This window comes from Polynucleobacter necessarius, assembly GCF_900096765.1.
In the GTDB taxonomy this organism is placed as follows: domain Bacteria; phylum Pseudomonadota; class Gammaproteobacteria; order Burkholderiales; family Burkholderiaceae; genus Polynucleobacter; species Polynucleobacter necessarius_F.
The window spans coordinates 1,459,996-1,479,500 of sequence record NZ_LT615228.1; the positions used below are offsets into that span (position 1 = coordinate 1,459,996).

The 19,505-nt window shown below is 45.5% G+C and carries 20 protein-coding genes and 1 pseudogene; 12 read left to right on the forward strand and 9 right to left on the reverse strand.

Annotated features, from left to right (window positions below; genetic code table 11):
* Positions 1-22: 22 nt before the first annotated feature.
* Genes gatB through gatC form a run of 3 tightly spaced genes read right to left on the reverse strand, consistent with a single transcriptional unit; the run spans position 23 to position 3,299 of the window.
* Positions 23-1,492, reverse strand: a complete 1,470-nt coding sequence (gatB, locus tag DXE33_RS07560; RefSeq protein WP_114639344.1) for an Asp-tRNA(Asn)/Glu-tRNA(Gln) amidotransferase subunit GatB — start codon at positions 1,490-1,492, stop codon at positions 23-25.
* Positions 1,492-3,009 carry an Asp-tRNA(Asn)/Glu-tRNA(Gln) amidotransferase subunit GatA gene (gatA, locus tag DXE33_RS07565; RefSeq protein ID WP_114639345.1) on the reverse strand — a complete coding sequence of 506 codons (1,518 nt, stop codon included), beginning with the start codon at positions 3,007-3,009 and terminating at the stop codon, positions 1,492-1,494. The genes gatB and gatA overlap by 1 nt, the downstream gene beginning before the upstream one ends.
* Complete coding sequence (gatC, locus tag DXE33_RS07570) at positions 3,006-3,299, reverse strand: Asp-tRNA(Asn)/Glu-tRNA(Gln) amidotransferase subunit GatC (RefSeq protein ID WP_114639346.1); 294 nt, start codon at positions 3,297-3,299, stop codon at positions 3,006-3,008. Before gatC ends, gatA begins: the two co-directional genes overlap by 4 nt.
* A 52-nt stretch (positions 3,300-3,351) precedes the next feature.
* On the opposite strand from gatC, the gene DXE33_RS07575 reads away from it, so the two are divergent.
* From DXE33_RS07575 to rodA, 5 genes are read left to right on the forward strand one after another with little or no spacing between them, the layout of a single operon-like run.
* Positions 3,352-4,395, forward strand: coding sequence for a rod shape-determining protein (locus DXE33_RS07575; protein ID WP_114639347.1), 1,044 nt, complete (start codon positions 3,352-3,354; stop codon positions 4,393-4,395).
* Between the two features lie 24 nt (positions 4,396-4,419).
* Positions 4,420-5,352, forward strand: coding sequence for a rod shape-determining protein MreC (gene mreC, locus DXE33_RS07580; protein WP_114639348.1), 933 nt, complete (start codon positions 4,420-4,422; stop codon positions 5,350-5,352).
* On the forward strand, positions 5,349-5,873 hold the full coding sequence (gene mreD / locus DXE33_RS07585; RefSeq protein ID WP_114639349.1) for a rod shape-determining protein MreD: 525 nt from the start codon (positions 5,349-5,351) through the stop codon (positions 5,871-5,873). Before mreC ends, mreD begins: the two co-directional genes overlap by 4 nt.
* An 8-nt stretch (positions 5,874-5,881) precedes the next feature.
* A complete protein-coding gene (gene mrdA, locus DXE33_RS07590; protein WP_114639350.1) occupies positions 5,882-7,789 on the forward strand; it encodes a penicillin-binding protein 2 in 1,908 nt (635 codons plus the stop codon).
* Positions 7,771-8,922 carry a rod shape-determining protein RodA gene (gene rodA / locus DXE33_RS07595; protein ID WP_114639351.1) on the forward strand — a complete coding sequence of 384 codons (1,152 nt, stop codon included), beginning with the start codon at positions 7,771-7,773 and terminating at the stop codon, positions 8,920-8,922. Before mrdA ends, rodA begins: the two co-directional genes overlap by 19 nt.
* Before the next feature lie 96 nt (positions 8,923-9,018).
* On the opposite strand, the gene DXE33_RS07600 is transcribed toward rodA, so the two are convergent.
* Both DXE33_RS07600 and DXE33_RS07605 read right to left on the reverse strand, forming a co-directional pair.
* The gene (locus DXE33_RS07600) at positions 9,019-9,303 is read right to left on the reverse strand and encodes an HU family DNA-binding protein (protein WP_114639352.1); all 285 of its coding nucleotides are present in this window, start codon (positions 9,301-9,303) and stop codon (positions 9,019-9,021) included.
* Between the two features lie 188 nt (positions 9,304-9,491).
* On the reverse strand, positions 9,492-9,782 hold the full coding sequence (locus DXE33_RS07605; protein WP_231970434.1) for a hypothetical protein: 291 nt from the start codon (positions 9,780-9,782) through the stop codon (positions 9,492-9,494).
* Positions 9,783-9,944: 162 nt separating this feature from the next.
* Between DXE33_RS07605 and DXE33_RS07610 the strand changes: the two genes are divergently transcribed.
* Entirely contained in the window at positions 9,945-10,841 is an 897-nt protein-coding gene (locus tag DXE33_RS07610) for an aspartyl/asparaginyl beta-hydroxylase domain-containing protein (RefSeq protein WP_197712050.1), read from the forward strand.
* Positions 10,842-10,851: 10 nt separating this feature from the next.
* On the opposite strand, the gene DXE33_RS07615 is transcribed toward DXE33_RS07610, so the two are convergent.
* Positions 10,852-11,148, reverse strand: coding sequence for a DUF167 domain-containing protein (locus DXE33_RS07615; RefSeq protein ID WP_114639354.1), 297 nt, complete (start codon positions 11,146-11,148; stop codon positions 10,852-10,854).
* Positions 11,149-11,170: 22 nt separating this feature from the next.
* Here DXE33_RS07615 and can point away from each other — a divergent pair, with 22 nt between their 5' ends.
* Genes can through DXE33_RS07635 form a run of 4 tightly spaced genes read left to right on the forward strand, consistent with a single transcriptional unit; the run spans position 11,171 to position 14,947 of the window.
* Entirely contained in the window at positions 11,171-11,836 is a 666-nt protein-coding gene (can, locus tag DXE33_RS07620) for a carbonate dehydratase (protein ID WP_114639355.1), read from the forward strand.
* Positions 11,793-12,743, forward strand: coding sequence for an LpxL/LpxP family acyltransferase (locus DXE33_RS07625; RefSeq protein ID WP_231970435.1), 951 nt, complete (start codon positions 11,793-11,795; stop codon positions 12,741-12,743). The genes can and DXE33_RS07625 overlap by 44 nt, the downstream gene beginning before the upstream one ends.
* A gap of 7 nt (positions 12,744-12,750) precedes the next feature.
* A complete protein-coding gene (locus DXE33_RS07630; protein ID WP_114639357.1) occupies positions 12,751-13,521 on the forward strand; it encodes a metallophosphoesterase family protein in 771 nt (256 codons plus the stop codon).
* Between the two features lie 7 nt (positions 13,522-13,528).
* Positions 13,529-14,947 carry a serine/threonine-protein kinase gene (locus DXE33_RS07635; RefSeq protein ID WP_114639358.1) on the forward strand — a complete coding sequence of 473 codons (1,419 nt, stop codon included), beginning with the start codon at positions 13,529-13,531 and terminating at the stop codon, positions 14,945-14,947.
* Between the two features lie 3 nt (positions 14,948-14,950).
* Here the strand turns inward: DXE33_RS07635 and DXE33_RS07640 are convergent, their stop codons facing one another.
* From DXE33_RS07640 to DXE33_RS07645, 3 genes are read right to left on the reverse strand one after another with little or no spacing between them, the layout of a single operon-like run.
* Entirely contained in the window at positions 14,951-15,376 is a 426-nt protein-coding gene (locus tag DXE33_RS07640) for a carboxymuconolactone decarboxylase family protein (protein ID WP_231970436.1), read from the reverse strand.
* Between the two features lie 10 nt (positions 15,377-15,386).
* Positions 15,387-15,572 carry a hypothetical protein gene (locus tag DXE33_RS10245; RefSeq protein ID WP_231970437.1) on the reverse strand — a complete coding sequence of 62 codons (186 nt, stop codon included), beginning with the start codon at positions 15,570-15,572 and terminating at the stop codon, positions 15,387-15,389.
* A 20-nt stretch (positions 15,573-15,592) separates the two neighbouring features.
* A complete protein-coding gene (locus tag DXE33_RS07645; protein WP_114639359.1) occupies positions 15,593-16,921 on the reverse strand; it encodes a dicarboxylate/amino acid:cation symporter in 1,329 nt (442 codons plus the stop codon).
* A 104-nt stretch (positions 16,922-17,025) separates the two neighbouring features.
* Between DXE33_RS07645 and DXE33_RS07650 the strand changes: the two genes are divergently transcribed.
* Together DXE33_RS07650 and DXE33_RS07655 are read left to right on the forward strand one after the other, a co-directional pair.
* Positions 17,026-17,763 carry a pseudouridine synthase gene (locus DXE33_RS07650; RefSeq protein WP_114639360.1) on the forward strand — a complete coding sequence of 246 codons (738 nt, stop codon included), beginning with the start codon at positions 17,026-17,028 and terminating at the stop codon, positions 17,761-17,763.
* 56 nt (positions 17,764-17,819) lie between these two features.
* Positions 17,820-19,449: pseudogene (locus DXE33_RS07655) on the forward strand (peptide chain release factor 3).
* The last annotated feature ends 56 nt before the right edge of the window (positions 19,450-19,505 follow it).

Below are 19,505 nucleotides of genomic sequence, written 5' to 3' on the forward strand. Positions count from 1 at the left end.
TCGCTTACTTTGATGCACTTAGTTAACTCAATTTCTTACGCAATAGCTCGTTCACTTGGCCAGGATTAGCTTTGCCTTGAGAGGCCTTCATAATTTGGCCCACTAAGGCATTGAACGCTTTTTCTTTGCCAGAGCGGAACTCTTCAACAGACTTCTGATTAGCCGCCAAAACTTGATCAATGATTGTCTCTATTGCCCCGCTATCACTAATTTGTTTTAAACCTTTGGCATCAATAATCTGATCCACAGTGCTGATAGCCTTGCCGTTGAAAGCCTCTTCCCAAAGAATCGCAAAAATATCTTTAGCAATCTTATTGGAGATCGTGCCATCTGCAGCGCGCGTAAGCAATGGCGCTAAGTGCGCTGCCTGTATCGGAGCATTGGCTGTTGTGATGCCAGCCCGATTTAGTGAGGAAGCAAATTCACCAGCAATTAAATTAGCCGCTGCTTTAGCGAGTGGCTTACCAACAATTGCTACAAGCTCTTCAAAAAATTTTGCTGTATCGCGATCTTGTGTAAGCAACTGCGCATCGTATGCACTCAAGCCATATTCGCTTTGCCATTGCTGACAGAGCTGGGCCGGCAGGGCTGGCATAGTAGCGCGCACCTGAGTAATCCATGCATCACCAATCACCACTGGTAATAGGTCTGGGTCAGGGAAATAGCGATAGTCATTCGCATCCTCTTTGCTGCGCATGCTACGCGTTTCCTGACGATCAGGATCGTAAAGTCTTGTTTCTTGTACGACTGTGCCCCCGTCTTCAATTAACTCGATTTGGCGCCGTACTTCGTACTGAATAGCCTCTTCTAAAAAGCGGAAGGAGTTTAAGTTTTTGATTTCACAACGAGTACCAAACTCAGTCTGACCTTTAGGGCGAACTGAAACGTTCGCATCGCAACGGAAAGATCCTTCTTGCATATTGCCGTCGCATACACCAAGCCAAACGACTAGGGCATGCAAAGCCTTGGCATAAGCCACTGCTTCGGCAGCACTACGCATCACCGGTTCAGTGACAATTTCTAATAAAGGGGTGCCAGCACGATTGAGGTCAATGCCGCTCGATGGCTCGCCATGCGGGCCTATAAAGCCCTCTTCGTGCACCGACTTGCCAGCGTCCTCTTCCATGTGGGCACGAGTGAGCTGCACGGTCTTTACTTCATCGCCAACCAAAATCTCCACTTGCCCACCAACAACAACCGGGATATCCATCTGACTAATTTGATAGCCCTTAGGCAAGTCAGGATAGAAATAATTCTTACGCGCAAAAATACTCGCTGGAGAAATCTTCGCGCCCACTGCTAGACCAAAACAAATCGCATGCTCAACCGCTTGACGATTAAGCACAGGCAGAACGCCTGGTAAAGCTAAATCAACCGCACAGGCTTGCGTGTTAGGCTGCGCACCAAATCGCGTACTTGCACCACTAAATATTTTAGATTGCGTTTGTAGTTGTGCGTGGGTCTCTAGACCAATAACGACCTCCCATTCCATCATGCCACCTCACTTGCTTGTCGCAAATGCCAATCTGTGACTTGCTGATATTGATGAGCCACTTGCAACAAACGTGCCTCAGAAAAGTAATTGCCGATCAATTGCATACCGATTGGTAAATTGCCACTATTAAATCCGCAAGGAGCACTCATTGCTGGCAAGCCTGCCAAATTAGTGGAGAGAGTGTAAATATCCTCAAGATACATCTGCACTGGATCCTTTGATTTTTCATCTAAGCGCCAAGCCACATCAGGTGCCACAGGGCCAAGAATGACATCACACTCTTGAAATGCTGCCTGAAAATCAGAAGCAATAATGCGACGAATTTTTTGTGCCTGTAGATAGTAGGCATCGTAATAGCCATGACACAGCACATACGTACCAATCAGAATGCGGCGACGCACTTCGGCACCAAAACCTTCAGTGCGCGATTTTTGATACATATCGCCAAGATCTTTATATTCACTTGCGCGATGACCATAGCGGACACCATCAAAGCGACTCAAATTACTCGAAGCCTCTGCCGGCGCTAATACGTAATAAACAGGGATGGAGAGTTTGGTTTTAGGCAGGCTCACTTCAACCAACTTTGCACCTAAGCCTTCCAAAACTTTTGCAGCATCATTGACGGAGTGAGCAACATCTGCTGATAAACCATCGGCAAAAAATTCTTTTGGCAAACCCACTCGTAAACCTTCTAAAGGTTTTGCAGCATTGGAGTTACTTTCTTGCCATGCTTGATTGAGATAACGACCATAGTCTTCACCTGAATCTGCAAGAGAGGTGGAATCGCGTGGATCATGAGAAGACATTGCCGTGAGCAACATAGCGCAATCTTCTGCGGTTTTACCCATTGGTCCCGCCTGGTCCAAGGAAGAGGCGTAAGCAATCATGCCGTAGCGAGATACTCGGCCGTAGGTCGGCTTAATACCGGTCAAGCCACAAAATGCCGCTGGCTGACGAATTGAGCCGCCAGTATCCGTTCCGGTAGCAATGGGAGCTAAACCTGCCGCGACTGCTGCAGCCGATCCCCCAGAAGATCCGCCAGCTACATACTTCCCATTCCATGGGTTTAAAACGGGTCCAAAAGCAGAGTTTTCATTAGAGGAGCCCATGGCGAACTCATCCATATTGGTTTTACCCAAGCAAACCATTCCTGCACCGTGGGGATTGCTTTCATCAGGAATTCCCAAATTGGCCACTACAGTTGCATCGAATGGGCTCTGATAGTTAGCCAGGATTTTGGAGGCTGCAGTGGATTTCCAGCCCTTGGTCACAAAGACATCTTTGTGCGCCACGGGAATGCCAGTCAATTTTCCGGAATTTCCAGATGCAATGAGGGAGTCTGCTTTATTTGCTAGCTCTAAACTTAAGTGAGCATTCACATCAATAAATGCATTCCAGCGTTTCCCAGCTTCAATCCGATCCAAAAAGTATTGGGTTAACTCTTTGCTAGAGACCTTTTTCTCGGCCAAAGCTTTGGCCATTAAAGCAATGGAGGTGTTGTGCCAGCTCATTCGATCACCTTAGGAACAAGAAAGTATCCGTCCTGCTGCGCAGGAGTTGATTGCATATTTTCGGACCGATGATCCATCTCTGAGACCTCATCGACACGCATAGGCTGGGCCAAATCACGCAAAAAGAGGATTGGGTGAGCTAATGGCTCTAGCCCAGTGGTATCGACGGACTTCATTTCTTCAACCAGTGAAAAAATAGCCTGCAACTGAGGCAAAACTGCCTCGGCTTCTACCTGACTTAACTCAAGCCTGGAAAGGTGCGCAATGCGCTGGACATCATCAAGTTTCATGGGGCGCTAGAGTATCATTCCTTATTAACACTTTCTATTTTCCCACTACATCATGTTTGGTTTTTTCCGCAGCTACTTTTCCAATGACCTAGCCATCGACCTAGGAACCGCTAACACGTTAATTTATATGCGTGAGCGGGGTATTGTCCTCGATGAACCATCTGTTGTGGCAATTCGCCAAGAAGGTGGTCCAAACGGCAAAAAGACCATTTTGGCGGTAGGAAAAGAGGCAAAAGCGATGTTGGGTCGCGTTCCAGGCAACATTGAGGCCATTCGCCCAATGAAAGATGGCGTGATTGCTGATTTCACTATCACTGAACAAATGCTCAAGCAATTTATCAAGCTTGTGCACGAAAGCAAACTTTTAAAACCAAGCCCACGCATCATTATTTGCGTTCCTTGTGGATCTACTCAAGTTGAGCGTCGCGCTATTCGCGAATCCGCATTGGGCGCTGGTGCATCACAAGTATTTTTGATTGAAGAACCCATGGCTGCTGCAATTGGCTCTGGCTTGCCAGTTTCTGAGGCTGCTGGATCGATGGTTGTTGATATTGGCGGCGGCACCACCGAAGTTGGTGTCATGTCACTAGGCGGCATGGTTTACGAAGGATCTGTTCGCGTTGGTGGCGACAAGTTTGACGAAGCCATTACCAATTACATCCGTCGCAACTACGGCATGTTGATTGGCGAACAAACGGCAGAACAAATTAAGAAGACCATTGGCTCAGCTTTCCCGGGCGCAGAAGTTCGCGAAATGGAAGTGAAGGGACGCAATCTTTCTGAAGGCATTCCACGCAGCTTCACGGTAACAAGCAATGAGATTTTGGAAGCATTGACTGATCCATTAAATCAAATCGTGACCGCTGTCAAAGCTGCGCTTGAACAAATTCCACCAGAGTTGGCATCTGATATTGCTGAACGCGGCATGATGCTAACCGGCGGCGGTGCTTTACTGCGTGACTTAGACCGCTTGTTGCTCGAAGAGACGGGACTGCCAATTCATGTTGCAGAAGATCCGCTAACTTGTGTTGCTCGAGGCTGCGGTATCGCACTTGAGCGCATGGATAAGTTGGGCGGAGTGTTCTCGCAAGAGTAAGCGACATACACGTCGATCAGGGAATTGCAACATAGCGCTCCACCACTTTTCAGACAGGGCATTCCAGCCTTACTCAAACTGATTGTCTGTCTGTCGATCAGCATCGCACTGATGCTGATCGATTTTCGCTTTAAAGCACTTGATCCAATTCGCAATAATGTGAATTGGATTTTGCGTCCTCTTGAATATGTGATGATGGCGCCGCGCAATGCCTTTGAAGCGACATCTGAATACTTCGCCACTCGCTCTACGCTTGATCAAGAAAATCAAGTAATGAAAGCTCGTCAAGCAGAGTTGTCTTTACTAGCAAATCAATCTGAGTTCTTGATGGTTGAAAATCAAAATCTGCGCGAATTAATGGTCCTGCAAAAACAAGTTCCATTCAAGACTCTGCCAGTAGAAATTCTGTTTAATCCCCCCAATCCCATTTCACAACGTATTGTGATCAATCGTGGTAGCAACGATGGCTTAAAACTGGGCAATCCAATCGCCAATGACTCAGGCATTCTCGGGCAAGTGGTTCGCCTCTATGAACGCTCTGCTGAGGTCTCTCTATTAGAAGATCGTGACTTTGCCGTTCCCGTTCAAGTGGCTCGTAACGGCCTGAGAGCAGCAGTTTTCGGAGCCGGCAGGGGTAATCCACTCGAATTACGCTACCTACCAGTAGCAAGTGACTTAGAAGTAGGGGATATATTGCTCACTTCTGGCATTGATGGCGTCTACCCCCCAGGATTTGCTGTGGCAGTTATTAGCAAGATAGAGCGCAATGCAGATAAGAATTCTTCCAATGTATTTTGTGTTCCCGTGGCAGCAGTCAATCGCTATAGACAGGCACTGGCTTTTTTATACGATCCACAGTTTGACGCTAAACCACCAACAATGAGTAAGTCTGCATCAGATTCGCCACAAGCCAATACTCCAGGACGCCGCCAAACTCGAGCACGAGGAATGCAATGATCGACTTTCAGAGCGGCTACATTCTGCGCCCAGTTAATCCAGCTTTCATTTACTTCAGCCTGTTTTGTGCATTGCTACTCAATCTATTGCCAATTGGTAACTATGGATGGGTGCCTGACTGGCTAATCATTTGCATCGTATTTTGGAATATTCATCAACATCGTTACGTCAGCGTAATTTGGGCATTTGTGCTCGGGCTCATGATGGATGTTCATAACTCAGATCTACTTGGTTTACATGCTTTTAGTTACTCGCTGGTTTCTTACCTGGCAATCTCTTGGCATCGCAGAATTGTTGCGCTCACTGTGCCATCTCAGGCACTACACCTCATTCCGATCTTTCTAATGGTCTCTTTGTTTCCGATATTAGTCCATTGGTTACTCAGTGGAGACCTATATTGGTGGGCCTTAACAGGAGCCACACAAGCGTTGATCGAAGCAATGCTATGGCCGATCGCAACTCGCATATTGCTAGCACCCCAACGTCGCCCAATCGATGTTGATCATAATCGCCCACTCTAAGAAGCTGTATGATTTCTTTTAAAAAGCCTAATCTCGATTCATTTCAAGAGCGCGTTCATATTGCGACCTTGTTTGTTACGTTCTGCTTTTTATTGCTGGTCTCGCGCTTAGTATGGCTTCAATTAGTCAGCCATAGCAAATATGCTTTGCTGGCCGAAAGCAATCGCATTGCATTAGTGCCAGCGCCCGCCAATCGCGGACTCATCATTGACCGCAATGGCATCGTGATTGGCAGAAATTATTCTGCGCTCACCCTGGATGTCAATGCCGAGGAAGTCAAAGGTAATGTAAATCAACTCATCAATGAGCTATCTGAAATTATTGATATTTCTCCTAGGGACCGTCGTAACTTCAAGCGCTCCCTCGAGGATTCCCGCAATATGGGCACCTTTCCCCTGCGGTCAATGCTCAATGAGACTGAAACTGCCCGCTTTATGGCCAATCGCTACCGCTTTCCTGGGGTAGAGATCCGAGCCAGAAGCTTTCGTGAGTACCCCTATAACGAATTAGCATCCCATTTAATTGGCTATATCGGACGCGTTTCGCAGCGAGATAAAGAGCGCATGCAAGCTGAAATTGAGAACTCCAAGGCAGATGATCCGGACGCTCTTCAGACCTCTTTCTTGCCTGGTATTCAGTACGTAGGAAAAATTGGTTTAGAGCAGAGCTATGAGACTGTTTTACGTGGAGTGCCCGGATACGACCAAGTAGAAATTACCGCGGGCGGCAAACCCGTGCGAACACTATCAAGCTCACCATCGGTGCCAGGCAAGAACGTAGTTCTCTCTATTGATATTAAATTGCAGTATTTAGTTGAACAACTATACGGAAACTTTCGCGGAGCGTTCGTTGCAATAGAACCAGAGACCGGTGATGTCCTAGCATTTGTCTCAAAACCAAACTTTAATCCAAATGACTTTGTTGAGGGCATTGATTCGGTAACGTGGAAAGAGTTAAACGATTCCCCACAAAAACCGCTGTACAACCGTCCACTAAAAGGGATTTACCCCCCCGGCTCCACCTATAAACCTTTCATGGCACTTGCTGCGCTTGAAAATAAAAAACGCACTCCAAGTCAAACCATATTTGATCCTGGCTATTTTGATTTTGGCAATCACACCTTCCGCGATGATAAAAAAGGTGGACATGGCACTGTAGACATGCAGAAGTCAATTGTCGAATCCTGCGATACCTATTACTACATGTTGGCCCGTGACATGGGTGTGAACATGATGCATGACTTCATGAAGCCGTTTGGTTTCGGTCAAATTACTGGAATTGATTTGCAAGGCGAGGCAAGAGGTGTTCTGCCATCAACTCAATGGAAGCAAAACACCTTTAAAAAACCAGAGCAGCAAAAATGGTATGAAGGCGAAACAATTTCATTGGGTATTGGTCAGGGCTATAACTCGTTCACCATCTTACAGCTTGCCCATGCCATGGCAAATCTAGCAAATAACGGCGTTGTAATGAAGCCGCACCTTGTTAAAGCGATTGAAGATCCATTTACACGTAATCGCGTTTTAACCACACCTAAAGAAAGCTACCGAATTGACATCAACCCCGAAAATATTGAGGTCATTAAAAAAGCAATGGTTGAGGTAAACCGCTCAGGCACATCTGCTGCCGCTTTTCAAGGGGCGGGGTATGTCGCTGGTGGAAAAACCGGAACAGCTCAAGTATTTAGTCTAAATTCGAAAGACTACAAACATGGGGCAACAGCAGAATTTTTGCGTGACCATGCTTTATATATTGCGTTTGCTCCGGCCGACAAGCCGACTATCGTGATTGCAATGGTTGTTGAAAACGCTGGTTTTGGAGCGCAGTATGCAGCCCCGATTGCACGCAAGGCACTGGATTACTACATTGAAGGCAAATGGCCCAAGGAGGTTCCAGAATGGAAAAGAGCCCCATAGTCAAAATTAAATCTGCCTTCTTTAGTTTTTTTACAGGACTAGATCGCCAGCTTGGCCTGATATTACTTGGCTTAGCGGCTGTTGGTTTTTTAACATTCTTATCTGCAAGCCAAAATACGCCAGTACAAGTATTAGATGAGTTGCGCAATCTCGCTCTCTCATTTGTAGTGATGTGGATTGTTTCACGCATTCCACCAAAATGGCTTGAGATTAGCGCTACTTGGATTTATGGATTTGGTGTTGCACTTCTCGTTGCTGTGGCTGCTTTTGGACTCATTAAAAAAGGTGCCCGACGCTGGCTCAATATTGGCGTGGTCATTCAACCATCTGAAATTATGAAAATTGCGATGCCTCTCATGCTTTCTTGGTATTTCCAAAAGCGCGAAGGTGTTCAAAAAACATGGGATTATGCTGTCGCTCTCGTGATCTTGGCTATTCCAGTCTTTCTCATTGCCAGACAACCTGACCTTGGTACTGCCCTCCTAGTATTTGCAGCTGGCTTGTATGTGATCATTTTGGCCGGTCTACCATGGAAATGGATCTTGCCTTTTGTAGGTGTTGCAGTAGTTGGAATTTTGCTTATCATCATCTTTGGCGGCACGATTTGTGCACACGATGTTGCATGGCCATTTGTCCACGACTATCAAAAGCATCGCATCTGCACATTGCTAGACCCTAGTAGCGATCCCTTAGGAAAAGGCTTTCACACAATTCAATCAATGATCGCAATTGGTTCAGGCGGTCTTTTTGGCAAGGGTTGGTTTCAGGGAACTCAAGCACACCTTGAATTTATCCCTGAAAAACACACTGATTTCGTGTTCGCAGTTTTTTCAGAAGAATTTGGCCTAATCGGAAATCTAGTATTACTTGCGCTATTTTTTGCACTCATCAAACGAGGCTTGACTATCTCTGCTGGCGCTCCAAATTTATTCACCCGCTTACTGGGTGCCGCAGTCACACTCATTTTCTTTACTTATGCATTTGTCAATATCGGCATGGTCAGCGGATTATTGCCGGTGGTAGGCGTTCCCCTTCCATTTATTAGTTATGGCGGCACTGCTCTTGTGACATTGGGCTTTGGGGCCGGCATCTTAATGAGCATTCAAGATCATCGTCGATTGGTTCAGAGCTAGATAAGTCGCTGCGGTTGTGGCACTGTGACTGTTGCTTGCGGATTTCGACAATTAAAAAAGCCCGGCATGCCGGGCTGTTTATCAACAGAGGAAGAATTACTTCTTACGTTTGTTAACTGAATCTTTAAATGCTTTACCAGCAGAAAACTTAACAGTTTTAGCAGCAGCAATTTTGAGTGGCTCGCCAGTTTTTGGATTACGGCCCATACGTGCAGCGCGCTTACCAGATGCAAATGTACCAAAGCCAATCAGTTGTACTGAATCACCTTTAGTAACGGCTTTGATAATGTTCTCAATTGCAGAATTCAATGCGAATCCAGCTTTGGCTTTAGAGATCTCCGCGTCGTCAGCAATCGCTGCGATTAGTTCGGCTTTGTTCAAGTGAAGCTCCTTATAGATATTGATGTCGGCGCATTATGCGCTTACATGATTTTAACCACAAAAAATTACAAAAATAAAGGTGAAGTAAAGTAATTTTTTACAAGGCTCACACATTACTCATCCAAAACTTCGATGCCGGAAACAAAATATTCGGTATCTCCAAAACAACTTGTTGGCAAGCCAATATGCTATTCATATTTTAGGGCTACTTTTTTTCCTAAGTTAGCATTAATTTTTTGCGCCACAGCATCTTCACGCACCGTAAAGAGGAATTTTTCAGACATAGTGCCTGGCATAGAAACCATAGCCAACTCACCTTCCCAAGTTTTGCAGATATAGCCACGCTTAGAGAATTTCTGCACATATCCAGCCCGCTCACCACTGCCATAACTCCAATTCAGCATGAACCAGGTATATGCTGAAATACCCACTAAGCCAATTAAAACAAAGCTTAAGAGCCATTTTGTAAAGCTATTCATACGATCTTCTCCGATCTATATCCACACAAACCCTAGGGAGAACCCAGGCTAACCGACTCAAGTATATGAGGAAGCGCAAGCAAGAAATAGTCTTTATTCACCTGCTGACAATGCTGACAAATTAAAATGAATGGCTACATTAGATCGACAGGTTCCATGCAAATTCGTCACATCATCTTCCTCATTTTTATTGCATCGGCAATTTATGTCTACTTCAGAGGTAAGGTGCGTTTTGGCGTGATGAGGTCGCTCCTGGATTACCAGGTTTTATTGGCACCAATCAATACTTTGCTGTATTTGTTCTCAAAAGTGAAGGCTGGGGCATTCATATCCATTAATCAATTTCCTGAACTGCAACCCCTAACAGATCATTGGGAAATTATTCGTGATGAAGCCCTCTCTCTGAATGCAGATGGGGCTATTACAGTTGCAACTGGTTATAACGATATTGGCTTTAATTCTTTTTTTCGGACAGGATGGAAGCGTTTTTATCTCTACTGGTATGGCAAAGAGATACCTTCGGCTCGAGCAAGCTGCCCTAAGACGGTTGCCCTTCTCAAGTCGATCCCCTCAATCAAGGCTGCTATGTTTGCCTCACTTCCCCCAGGCGCCACATTGGTGCGCCATCGCGATCCTTATGCCGGGTCATTGCGCTACCACATAGGCCTGGTCACCCCCAATGACCCAAAGTGCTTCATTGAAGTCGATGGCGAGCGTTATTTCTGGAAAGATGGCGAACCCGTCATGTTTGATGAAACCTACATCCATTACGCCGCAAATGAAACCGAGCAACAACGCATTGTGTTGTTTTGTGATGTAGAGCGCCCCTTACATACCAAAGTAATGCAATTGTTCAACCGATGGTTTGGCCGCTATGTCATGAGCGCAGCCGCATCTCAAAATGTAGAGGGCGAAAAAGTAGGTTTTGTAAATGTCCTTTTTACTTACTTCTATCATTTGCGGGCTCAAGCAAAAAAACTCAAAGCCAAGCACCGAACTATTTACTATGTCAGTAAGTGGATATTGATTCTGGGTCTTTTGTGGGCAGTTTTTTGGTAGGTAGATATTTCTAGGGTTGCAATATTTGAACTATTTGCTCGGGGCTGATTGAGCCCCAAATTTCAACCCGCTTCTTGCGGCTATTTTGACCAGAGAGAAATTGAATCTGCTTTTGTGGCACCTTTAATTGTTTTGCAAGCCATGCCAATAAAAGCTCATTAGCTTTGTTTTCTAGGGCTGGCGCTTGGAGAGAAATCTTTAAACAGCCATCATGCAGGCCAACCACTTTTGTCTGTTTTGCGCCAGGCTGGCAGTGGAGATTTAATGCAATTCCAGTAGGGGTTTGTTTTAACCAAATAGGCGTCATTAAAGTACTTTAAACTCAAACCATGCCATACAAAAATTCTCAAGCATTAGAGCACCTCTTCACAAGTAATCGCCAATGGGCCGAGAGCATGGTTGCCAACGACCCCGATTTCTTTAAACGGCTTGTCAATCAACAGGCTCCAGAATATCTATGGATTGGTTGTGCCGATAGTCGCGTTCCAGCCAATGAAATTGTCGATCTATTACCAGGCGAACTCTTTGTCCATCGTAATGTAGCAAACGTGGTTGTACATACCGATCTTAACTGTTTGTCTGTGATTCAATTTGCCATCGACCTATTGAAAGTCAAGCATATTTTAGTAGTGGGCCATTATGGTTGCGCGGGTGTACATGCAGCATTGAGTGATACACGCGTTGGTCTTGCCGATAATTGGTTGCGGCATGTTAAGGATGTTCACCAAAAGCATGGGCGCTACTTAGGCGAAGTCCTCTCAACTCCAAAACGACAAGATAGACTTTGCGAACTCAACGTCATTGAACAAGTCGTTAACGTATGCGAAACCACCATTGTTCAGGATGCTTGGGCGCGTGGTCAGAATCTAACGGTACATGGCTGGGCTTATCGCTTGGATACCGGCTTAGTCAATGACTTAGGCATGTCAAGTAGCTCCACAGAAGAAATGCTTGAGCGCTATAGCAAATCTATTGCACGTTACGATACAGAATAAAAATAGTTTGCTAAAAACTTTTACTAATTATGCTGGGGTTGGCTTGCTCAAGCTCCTGGCGAGCCTCCCCTATCCATTGTTAATTTCGATTGGCTATGGTCTGGGCTTCATAGCTGCGAGAATTCAAAGCGATCGCAATCGAGTTGTCAAAACCAATTTACAGATGTGCTTTCCTAATCTTGACGCAACCCAAATTGATCAACTGAGTAAAAAGCATTGGCGCCTACTGGGCCGCAGCCTTGTAGAGAAAAGCATTATTTGGCTTGGCACTCAGCAGCAATTAAGCAACATGATTGAAGTGAAATCTGCTGTTGATCTATCTAGCCAAAAACCGCGCATTCTAGTAAACATGCATTTTGTAGGCATTGAAGGCAGCATTATATTGAGCGCCCTTGCTAAGAGTATGGGCTGGCCGAGAACCTCTGGGTTTTTTCAAAGGATGAAAAGTCCTTTTTATAACAAGCGGATTGTGGAATGGCGAAATCAATTTGGAGGTAATTCAATTGATCGCCAAGGCAACGTCAAAGCCATCATTCGTGAAATTCGAAATGGCGACTTTATTATCATCGCGCCCGATATTGATCTTGGCCTGAAAGACTCGGAATTTGTTCCGTTCTTTGGTATCGAAACAAATACTATTACAACCATTTCTCGCTTGGCCACCATTACGGGCGCTGAAGTCTGCATGATGACAACAACATTAAAAGAAGATCAGTCGGGGTATATTTGCGAAATTAGCGCACCCTTAGAAAACTTTCCAGGAATAAGTCCAAAATCAGACACTGCTTGGCTAAACCAATATTTTGAGAATGAAATTCGTTTACGCCCTGCCGAATATTATTGGGTTCACAAGCGCTTTAAAAATCGCCCCCCTCACGAAGCAAGTCCCTATAACTACTCCCACTAATTAAGTTTTGTCCTATCATTGGGGGACGACGGAACGTATTGGGCTATTTGCCGACCTCCACAGCAATTTAGAAGCCTTTGAAGCTTGCCTCGCTAAAGCTGAGGAGCTGGGGATTACTCGTATGGTTTTTTTGGGCGATCTAGTGGGTTATAACGCTGATCCAGTAGCAGTCATCGAAAGAATCGCTGATTTAATTGAAACAAAAAAAGCGATTGCCGTTTTAGGAAATCATGATGAGGCAGTGTTTAAAGACTCTCATGACAAAATGAATGCGAGCGCCAACGCCGCTATTCAATGGACTAAATCTCAACTAAATGAACAACATGTCCAGTTCCTGAAAAATCTTCCTCTCCTCGTAAACGAAGAAAATACATGTTTTGTTCACGCATCAGCCTACAACCCATCTGAATGGAATTACGTTACCGATAGCATGAGCGCCTGGCGCTGTGCACAAAGCTCAGAAAAAAGTTACACCTTTGTAGGTCACGCACACGAGCAAGCCCTCTTTTATCAAAGCGCCGTTGGAAAGTTAATTCGTTTTGCGCCTCATCCAGGCGATGAAATTCCTGTTTTACCTCATCGACAATGGGTCGGCGTTGTAGGCTCTTTAGGCCAACCAAGAGATGGCAACCCAGAAGCCTGCTTTGCAATTTTCGAGCCCGAGTCTAGCTTGCTAACATTCCATAGAACGCCCTATGATCACTTTATGACTGCCGAAAAAGTGAGGCAGGCTGGGCTCCCAGAAGATCTGGCCACACGGCTCATTACCGGTAAATAACTCAACGATGTCGATTAAGCCTGACATTCAAGCAGTTGATGATATCTTTCAAGAAGGTAAAGTAGTAGATGGATTTTTAATTGGTAAAGAGGTTCATCGTGGCGGTATGGCCAGCCTATTTTCTGCCACCAAAGATGGTATTGATATCCCCATCCTGCTAAAGGTTCCTAGAGTTGGAAGAGATCAGCCGGTTGAGAGTTTAATTGGCTTTGAGACCGAGCTGACAATCTTGCGCTCACTTAATAGCCCTCATGTTCCAAAATATTTAGGCTCAGGCAATATGGCTGTACACCCATATATTGCGATGGAGAGAGTCGAAGGGCGTCCGCTAGAAAACTTCATCAAAGAAGGCAAAGAGTTTTCTATTGATGAGGTAGTCAAAATTGGAATTGATCTTGCTCAAGCAGTGCAGTCCTTGCACTCACAAGATGCTATTCACTTAGACATCAAGCCAGAAAATATTTTGATAGATAACAAAGGAAAGTTAACACTCATTGATTTTGGCTTATCGCATCACGCACGTTATCCCGATTTGCTAGCCGAAGAGATGCGCAAAGGCATTGGCTCCGCCCCTTACATTTCCCCCGAACAAGTAGCGGGCATTCGATCAGATTCTCGTAGTGATATTTTTTCTATCGGCGTAATCATGTACGAGCTACTTGCTGGAGAGTTGCCTTTTGGCAACCCACAGACCATGAGTGGCCTACGTAAACGCATGTGGGCCGAGCCATTTCCCCCGCGCGCTATTCGCAAAGAAATACCGCGCTGGCTACAAGAAGTTGTTTTACGTTGCCTAGAGCCTCGGGCTGCAGATCGCTATCAAAGCGCGGCGCAGTTACGTCAAGTATTGCAAGATCCTGATGGGGTCCGAATCACTGAGCGCGGAGAGCGGGTTGAGCCTCCCAGCGTTTGGGAAAGCATGAAAAAATGGTTTAGGGCTGCCGGCTACGAGCCCTCGCCTAGCCCGCGTCCCAGTATGGGCAATCAAGATGCCCCACTAATGATTGCAGCGATTGATACACGACAATCTGATGAAGATTTACGTGAGCGCATGCAAAAAACTACCAAAAATTTATTACAGGCCTATCCGGAGAGCCGTCTTGTTTGTATCAGCACAATTGCCAATACTCCAACTTACGAAGGCAATCACGAAAGCGAAACTGCAAGCGGTATTGTGCGAGGCCATTTAGTTCAACTCATGGAATGGGCTAAACCACTCAAACTACCCCCAGAGCGCATCTCGTATCATGTCTTAGAGGCAATGGACCCCGCATCTCGTATCGTTGAATTTGCAAAAGACAATGATGCCTCTCTTATTTTGATTGGCGCATCACACAAACTTCCAAATAAGGTGACGCCTTGGAGGACTTCAATGACCAAAATTGTTGAGGAAGCACCCTGTAGCGTTCACATTGTTAGAACCTGATTTTTACTCTGGAAAACGCGGCAAGCGTTCCTTGCCTACCGGCTCTGGGCGCCTAGCCATATTCATTTCCATTGCTAATAAAGTGTAGTAACCGGCAATTCCTGCTAAATCAATCACGCCTTTCTTTCCGAAACGTTTTTCTGTTTTATCAAAGCTTGCATCAGAGACCCGCTTGTAACGCTGGAGTTCGATTGTGAAATTATAGATGATCGTTTGATCTGAACTCATTCCATCCGGTCTTCTACCTTCTTTAATTGCTTGCGCTATCTCCGGATTTAGGCCCTCTTTAATAGCAATGGGATAGTGAACCGACCATTCATAATCCTGACTCCACTCACGCGCCGTAATCAAAATTGCAAACTCACTCAGTGCACTGTCAAAGGCTGATTTATAGCGGAGATAGTCGCCCATGGCACGGGCATTATTCATTAGCTGTGGGCTATACATCAGCATAGCAAAAAGGCCCCCAGGGGGCCTTTTTGCGTACCGCTTCAAATTCTTGAGCAGCCTGTTTTTGTTCTGAGGTGTATTGCTCAATGGGAATTTCTGGGAGGCGATCTTGCGCAATTGCGAAGTTACACACAATTACTAACGCAACCAGTACAAGCCTAAAATATTTGAGCATCAAACGTCTCCCAAAAATGTTTACTTCATTCTCTCTTGTTTCTGATCCAAAATAAACTCTGGATCTTGAGATTCCAGCCAACCGTCACGGTTGAGCGCACTAGTTAATTGTTTTTGATCTAACTCACCGGTCCACTTCGCAACCACAATAGTTGCCACACCATTACCAACCAGATTGGTTAATGCGCGTGCTTCTGACATGAATCGATCAATTCCTAAAATAATTGCCAGGCCGGCAACCGGAACATTGCCAACTGCAGACAGTGTTGCAGCCAAAACAATAAAACCACTACCGGTAATGCCAGCTGCCCCCTTAGAGGTGAGCAACAACACCAGCAGGAGTGTAATTTGTTGAGTGATTGTCATTGGGGTATCAGTTGCTTGCGCAATAAATACTGCAGCCATCGTTAAGTAGATTGAAGTACCATCTAAGTTAAACGAATAGCCGGTTGGAATAACCAATCCCACACAGCTCTTTTTGGCACCCAGCAATTCCATCTTCTCCATCATCTGCGGCAATACTGATTCAGAAGAAGATGTACCCAAAACAATCAATAACTCTTCTTTGATATATCGCACAAACTTAAAGATGCTAAAGCCATTGAGTCGCGCAATAATGCCCAAAACAATGAAGACAAATAACAAGCAGGTGATATAAAACGCACCCATCAATTTGCCTAAAGAAAATAAAGAGGCAATTCCATACTTACCAATGGTGAAGGCCATCGCACCAAATGCACCGATTGGTGCAAATTTCATGATGATGCCGATGATATCGAAAAGAACATGTGATGTTTTTTCAATCATATCGAACACGAGGGTGCCGCGGCCACCAAAACGATGCAAGGCAAATCCAAACAACACCGCTATAAACAACACTTGTAAAATTTCACCCTTCGCAAATGCATCAACTGCAGTGCTCGGGATAATATTCATCAAGAATTCAGTAGTGGTCCCCATTTTTCCTAGGCCCGTATACGCTGCAATCCCTTTGGTGTCCAAGCTTGCAGGATCGATATTCATACCAGCCCCTGGCTGCAGTACATTCACCACGACTAAACCAACTATTAGGGCAATAGTGCTGACAATCTCAAAGTACAACAGAGCAAGGCCGCCTGTTTTACCAACCTTCTTCATGTCTTCCATACCGGCGATGCCAACCACTACGGTACAGAAAATAATTGGGGCGATTAACATCTTGATACCCTTAATGAAGGCATCCCCGAAAGGCTTCATTTCTGTACCAAGACTTGGATAGAAATGACCCAACAAAACCCCAATTACTACCGCTGTAAGCACTTGAAAATAAAGGATTTTATAGAATGGTGGCTTCTTTAATGGGGCAGTCATTTTGTCTTCCTTTATGCGGTGGATTATGTAATTTGGGAGCTTTAGTGAATACGACATATTACCTCGAACCTTTTTAGGCAAGATCTTTGCTCGATAATGCATAGATGGAAGAAAAAATTCGCGTATCAAAGTTGCTATCTGAATTGGGCTTATGCTCACGTCGGGAAGCAGACTCTTATATTGAGCAAGGCTTAGTAACAGTTGATGGTGAGGTAGTGAATGAACTTGGTGTTCGAGCCTTTCGCCACCAAAAAATTGAGTTGCAATCTGGCGCCAAAGCACAGCAAGCCTCTCGAATTACGGTTCTTCTTAATAAGCCTGTTGGTTACATCTCTCATTATGATGATGAGCAAGAGTACCAACCAGCGGCATCATTGATAACACCTGATCACTACTTTCCTAGCCCACAGGATAAAGGTCGTAACCCGCGCTTTAACACTAAGGGGCTAGCTCCTGCGGGCCGATTAGATATAGATTCGACCGGTCTATTAGTGTTAACTCAAGATGGGCGAATTGCTAAATTGCTGATTGGTGAAAACAGTCCGATTGAAAAAGAATATTTAGTGAGGGTGGAAGGCAAGCTTTCATTTGAAGACTTGGATAGACTGAGACATGGCCTCAGCCTTGATGGTGTTGCCTTAAAAACAGCTCAAGTAAGTTGGCAAAATGAAGATCAGTTACGTTTTGTTTTGCGCGAGGGTCGCAAACGGCAAATTCGTCGCATGTGCGAAATGGTTGGACTTAAAGTGCTTGGCTTAAAGCGCGTGCGAATGGGTCGCGTCTCTTTAGGTCCGCTGCCCCCTGGACAATGGCGATTTCTAGGTCCTCATGAGCAATTCTAGATAGAGGTACCCGCTTATAATGGCGTCCAAACTAGATTAATCAGCGCAGAATTACCATCGATACCACCAACTCCAGCACTCCGGCCGCAGAAGTTCTCAGACGTCGCAGCTTTGCCATCCATCTCCCACCCAGATGCTGGTAAAACTACGCTGACAGAAAAGCTATTACTCTACGCGGGTGCTATTCAGATTGCTGGAAGTGTCAAAGCACGCAAGGCTAGCAGACATGCTACATCCGACTGGATGGAGATTGAAAAGCAGCGCGGGATTTCAGTTGCCAGCTCTGTAATGCAGATGAAATATCGTGATTGCATCATTAATCTGCTGGATACTCCTGGCCACCAGGATTTCTCGGAAGATACTTATCGAGTATTAACTGCTGTTGACTCTGCCTTGATGGTCATTGATGCCGCAAATGGCGTGGAATCACAAACTCTCCGCCTGTTAGAAGTTTGTCGCGCTCGTAATACGCCTATCGTTACCTTCATCAATAAGATGGATCGCGAAGTAAAGCCTCCCATGGAGTTGATGGATGAGATTGAGACAGCGCTTGGAATTGAAGTAGTGCCTTTTACCTGGCCAGTAGGTATGGGCAAATCATTTGCCGGAGTGATTGATATTGCTAACTCCAGAATGCGCATGTTCAAAGCGGGCGAGGATCGAGTAACTGAGGATTCCCATGCTGTGGTCGATATCAATGACCCAGCCCTCAAAGAAAGACTTGGTTCTGATCTAGAAAATGCTTTGGCTGAAGTTGATCTCATTAAAGAAGCGATGCCTGCTTTTGATCGCGAAGCATTTTTAGCGGGTCGCCAATCGCCAGTATTTTTTGGCTCAGCTATTAACAACTTTGGCGTAAGAGAAATCTTGAATACGCTAGTCGAGCTTGCGCCATCTCCGGGCTCTCGGAAAGCTCTGCAGCGAGAATTTAGCCCTGCTGAAAATAAATTCTCTGCGGTAGTCTTTAAAATCCAAGCAAACATGGATCCGGCTCATCGCGATCGAGTAGCATTTTTACGCATTTGCTCAGGCCATTTTCAGCGTGGCATGAAGCTCAAGATTTGCTGCAATGGAAAAGAAGTGCGCACTAATAATGCACTTTCATTTCTCTCTCAACGGCGCGACATTCTCGACGAGGCTTTTCCAGGCGACATTATTGGCTTACCAAATCATGGTCTACTGCGACTTGGTGACACGCTCACTGAAGGCGAGCAACTTCAATTTACTGGTCTACCCTTTTTTGCCCCAGAAATATTTCGGATGGTTGAGTCAGCTGACCCCTTGCGCTCAAAACAATTACGTACTGGTCTAATGCAGCTTGGGGAAGAGGGCGCCATTCAAGTCTTTCGACCAATGGCGGGCGGCACAATGTTATTGGGCGCATTTGGTCAATTGCAATTTGAAGTAGTCAGCCATCGCCTTCAAACTGAATATGGCGCAGAAGTCCGACTGCTGCCAGCGCGTTATAACTTAGCCCGCTGGGTGAGCTCAGATGATCCTGTTGCGCTGAAAAAATTTATCCAAGAAAACATTCATCGCATGGCCGAAGACGTGGTTGGCGCCTCCGTTTTTTTGGCTTCTCATAAATCTGAGCTTGATGTTGCTCAGCAACGCTGGGAGTCCATTCAATTCCATGCGCTTAGAGAGCATGCCGGCTTAATCTATCAATCTGATTTAGCCAGTTAATTGACTTAATTCCCTAACGGGGCGAATTGCAATCAAAAACAGCGACTAATTGAGTA

Excerpts from the sequence above, each read along its gene's own strand:
- gatB (WP_114639344.1), bottom strand. The coding sequence starts at position 1,492 with ATGGAATGGGAGGTCGTTATTGGTCTAGAGACCCACGCACAACTACAA.
- gatA (WP_114639345.1), bottom strand. The coding sequence starts at position 3,009 with ATGAGCTGGCACAACACCTCCATTGCTTTAATGGCCAAAGCTTTGGCC.
- gatC (WP_114639346.1), bottom strand. The coding sequence starts at position 3,299 with ATGAAACTTGATGATGTCCAGCGCATTGCGCACCTTTCCAGGCTTGAG.
- DXE33_RS07575 (WP_114639347.1), top strand. The coding sequence starts at position 3,352 with ATGTTTGGTTTTTTCCGCAGCTACTTTTCCAATGACCTAGCCATCGAC.
- mreD (WP_114639349.1), top strand. The coding sequence starts at position 5,349 with ATGATCGACTTTCAGAGCGGCTACATTCTGCGCCCAGTTAATCCAGCT.
- mrdA (WP_114639350.1), top strand. The coding sequence starts at position 5,882 with ATGATTTCTTTTAAAAAGCCTAATCTCGATTCATTTCAAGAGCGCGTT.
- rodA (WP_114639351.1), top strand. The coding sequence starts at position 7,771 with ATGGAAAAGAGCCCCATAGTCAAAATTAAATCTGCCTTCTTTAGTTTT.
- DXE33_RS07605 (WP_231970434.1), bottom strand. The coding sequence starts at position 9,782 with ATGAATAGCTTTACAAAATGGCTCTTAAGCTTTGTTTTAATTGGCTTA.
- DXE33_RS07615 (WP_114639354.1), bottom strand. The coding sequence starts at position 11,148 with ATGACGCCTATTTGGTTAAAACAAACCCCTACTGGAATTGCATTAAAT.
- can (WP_114639355.1), top strand. The coding sequence starts at position 11,171 with ATGCCATACAAAAATTCTCAAGCATTAGAGCACCTCTTCACAAGTAAT.
- DXE33_RS07635 (WP_114639358.1), top strand. The coding sequence starts at position 13,529 with ATGTCGATTAAGCCTGACATTCAAGCAGTTGATGATATCTTTCAAGAA.
- DXE33_RS07640 (WP_231970436.1), bottom strand. The coding sequence starts at position 15,376 with ATGAATAATGCCCGTGCCATGGGCGACTATCTCCGCTATAAATCAGCC.
- DXE33_RS10245 (WP_231970437.1), bottom strand. The coding sequence starts at position 15,572 with ATGCTCAAATATTTTAGGCTTGTACTGGTTGCGTTAGTAATTGTGTGT.
- DXE33_RS07645 (WP_114639359.1), bottom strand. The coding sequence starts at position 16,921 with ATGACTGCCCCATTAAAGAAGCCACCATTCTATAAAATCCTTTATTTT.
- DXE33_RS07650 (WP_114639360.1), top strand. The coding sequence starts at position 17,026 with ATGGAAGAAAAAATTCGCGTATCAAAGTTGCTATCTGAATTGGGCTTA.